Annotated in this window: 3 protein-coding genes and 1 pseudogene; 1 reads left to right on the forward strand and 3 read right to left on the reverse strand. The window is 61.1% G+C overall.

Annotated elements, in window-relative coordinates; genetic code table 11:
* Nucleotides 1–280: helix-turn-helix transcriptional regulator (locus KA248_15765; GenBank protein MBP7831365.1), on the forward strand; the 280-nt coding region annotated here is incomplete at its 5' end.
* A gap of 102 nt (nucleotides 281–382) precedes the next feature.
* Here the strand turns inward: KA248_15765 and KA248_15770 are convergent.
* From KA248_15770 to KA248_15780, 3 genes and pseudogenes are all read right to left on the reverse strand, one after another.
* Nucleotides 383–736 (reverse strand): PIN domain-containing protein, encoded by a 354-nt coding sequence (locus tag KA248_15770; protein ID MBP7831366.1) that lies wholly within the window; start codon nucleotides 734–736, stop codon nucleotides 383–385.
* Nucleotides 737–795: 59 nt separating this feature from the next.
* Entirely contained in the window at nucleotides 796–1,095 is a 300-nt protein-coding gene (locus tag KA248_15775) for a type II toxin-antitoxin system prevent-host-death family antitoxin (protein MBP7831367.1), read from the reverse strand.
* Nucleotides 1,096–2,862: 1,767 nt separating this feature from the next.
* Nucleotides 2,863–2,955 (reverse strand): annotated as a pseudogene (locus tag KA248_15780) (SEC-C domain-containing protein).
* Nucleotides 2,956–3,203: the final 248 nt, after the last annotated feature.

Consider the following 3,203-nt stretch of genomic DNA (forward strand, 5'->3'; position numbering starts at 1 on the left):
CCACCAGCCGATCAGCGTGGCGGATGTGGTCGCCCAGATCGGCGCGTCGCGCCGTTTCGCCGAACGGCATTTCAAAAGTGTCACCGGACGCACGATTCTTGACGAGATCCGGCGCGTGCGGCTCGAGCGCGTCTGCACGCTGCTGGCGGAATCCAATCTGCCGATCAGTGAAATCACCCGGGAGTGCGGGTTCGAGCGGGAAAGCTACTTGTCGCGCCTGTTCCGGCAGCGCTTTGATCAGACCATGAGCGCGTATCGCACGGCGGCACGCACCCGGTGACCGGCCGGAATGCGCATTAAGGGTTTGACCGCCACTTGCTCCGGCGCAGCGGCGATAGAGCGCTGCGATACCGTCCTGGGTCTACCTGTCAAGCGCCCGCAGTCACCCGATGAAGCCTTCTTTGCGTAACGCTTCGGTCAAGCGTTGATCCAGGCAGACGACCTCCAACATTGATGGCTCATTATCGGACGCTATCAGAGCCGCCGCCAGTTGCTGCGCGTCGGCCGCGCGCAAGGGATGTACCCGAAGCATGCGCTCGGCCGCTCGACGGCAGGCTTCGGTCGGCAAAACCTCGTTCCATCCTTTGCGCAACTCGCGAAGCCGCCGTTCTGCGGCCTGCGCACCTGAGCTGTTCAACCGGCCTTCCCTGACCAGCCGCATCAGAGCCGAGAAACATTCGATCGACGTGCCCCACCACGTCACGATGTCCGGATCCTGCTCGATCAGCTTCTCCATCTCCCGCGAGTGACTTTGCTCCACAAGTAGAGGCACGATCCCGGAGGCGTCCCAATATCTCATCGGCCTTCCTCCCGATCCGCAAGCAGGGACTCCAGGATGTCCCCCTGCTCTTCAGGTCGCGGGCGGGGCCATGCGCGTAACGCGCGCAAGTCGATGCGGTTACGGGCGGGGCGGACCAGACCGCGACGCGCCAAGTCATCCAGCCGGCACGGGTTCTCGCCGCCCGCATCGGACACGGGCTCCAAGCGGGCAATGGGGTTTTGGCGATCCACGATCAGGATCGACTCGCCCTCGCGCACCCGGGCGATCATCTCGCTGAAGTGATTGCGCGTATAGGATATATTGGCTCTATTCATAACGCCAATATAGCCATATCGAGATGGCAGTGTCAACCCGTTTTGTGCACACAGCCCCTTTCCGCCGACCAGCGGCGGGTCTACAGCTCTTCGCGCATCCCCTTCGAGGGATTCCCGTGTCCCATTCGCAGGACCTGTAGTTCCGGTGTTGTGTCGCTGTAGTTCCGGCGCTGTGCCGCCGGAGACCCGCAACGTATCACCGCCCCGGTTCACCGTCGGTCAAGACTCGTCCCAGTCCTCGTAATCCGGCCATATCGCCGCCACCGCCGGGCTGTCGGGCGAGAGGTCATGGGCCGAGCGGATACAGCGGAAAGCCTCTTCATCGCGCTCCCCCGCCTCGTGATACAAGGTTTGGGCCACCATCCAGGCGACCATGGCATCCGGATGCGTTTCCTGCGGCATATCCGCCGACTGAAACAATGCGTCGGCCTCTTCCATGCGGTCGTCGCCGACCAAGATTTGCAGCAGCGTGGCCCGGGCGAACAGATATTCGGGATGCTCCGCCACCAATCCGCGTAGAACCGTCTTCGCCTCGTCCCTACGATTGCGGTGGATCAGGCTAATCGCGAAGTTGTACCGCGCGGGGTAATAGTCAGGCTCTTCCTTAATGATCCGGAGATAGGTCTCCCCGATCGCCGACCAGTCCGGTCTTTTCTTGTATCCGGCTCTGACGGCTTTCTCGTAGCATTTCTGTAGTTTCTCCGGCAGATATTTTCCGAACCGGAACTCTGGGTTCAGCCGGGTGCCCTTATAGGCCACATGGCGGCGTTCGCCGTTCAAGAACAGATTGAGTTCCTGCCCCGGGCCCAATTCGCCGCGTGTATCCAACTCCTGCAAGGCCTCCATGCGGAGGCTGTCGGGGCCGAAGGTGCCTTTTACGATCAGCCAAAGCAGCGCGACGGCTTCCGGATGTTTGGCATGGATGAGCATCCGGAAGGCGTTCTCCGGTTCGGCGGCCGATTCGTTCAGGATCGCCTCGCAGAAATCCACGACCACGCGGCGGGAGAGCCAGCCCGTTTTGTCGTGTCCGATTCCCTTCTGGATGAGATCAACCGGGCAGATCTCATACGAGAACAGGTACGGCCAGTCGCCTCTGACCGTATGCGGAGACGCCTTCTCTTTCAGGAGATCCAGATAACGGCGGGCCATCTCCGCCTTGTAATAGCCGAGCGGTATCCGGCGCAAATCGCGCAGCGCACGCGGGCGGTCATTGAGATTAGCAGCCGCCACGCCGGTAAAAAAACTGACGCCGGGCTCGTCGCCATACTCGCCCTTGTCGACGAGGTCAAGGATCTCCCGATGGCGCTTGAACCGCGACAGAACCTCGCACATCTTCACACAGGCATCCGCGCTCGGGAGTGTGCACGTCAGCGCCTCTTCCAGATGATGCTGAGCGGCCTCCTCCTCGCCATTGACCATGTAAAACGTCGCCAGGTTCGCCAAGCCGAACGGATTGGGAAAGGGCGCGGCTTTCAGACTCTCGGCTTGCGTACGGATCGCCTCGTCGAGCCGTCCGGTAGCGAACAGACAGATCGCCAAATTGTTGGCCGCTGTATAGACGAAGGGCGCGGCCGCACTGGACTGACGAAACAGCGGGATAGCCTGCTCAACATTTCCCCCAGCCATCAGACGTAACCCTCTATCACACAAACGACGCCCTTCCGCCATGTCTCCGACGGGCACCCCCTCGGGAATATCCTCGTCCCTGTTATCTGGCGAGGCAGGCAAAAAGAACGACGGCCCTTTGGCCGCTTCACGTTCGAGCCTTTTCTGATAGCAACAGAATTTATACTTCTTTCCGCTGCCACACGGACAGGGGTTATACGGGTCTATTCTGGTCGTCTCGCTCATGCCCATCATCTTCTCAAACCGATCCGCCGATGGCAATCGTCTTCCCTCTGTCTTTCGATGAACGCTACCGCACGGCGGCACGCACCCGGTGACCGGCAAGCGGCCGGCTACATCCCCCAGTAAAGCACCAGCCACAATGCGGGGGCGGAGAGCAGCGTGCTGAGCAGAATCACATTGCCGGCGAATTCAGGGTCGCCGTGCAGTTGCCGGGCATAAATGTAGGCCGAAGAGGCCGTCGGGCACGCGAGGAAGATCAG

It is taken from the genome of Kiritimatiellia bacterium (assembly GCA_018001225.1).
GTDB lineage: Bacteria > Verrucomicrobiota > Kiritimatiellia > CAIQIC01 > JAGNIJ01 > JAGNIJ01.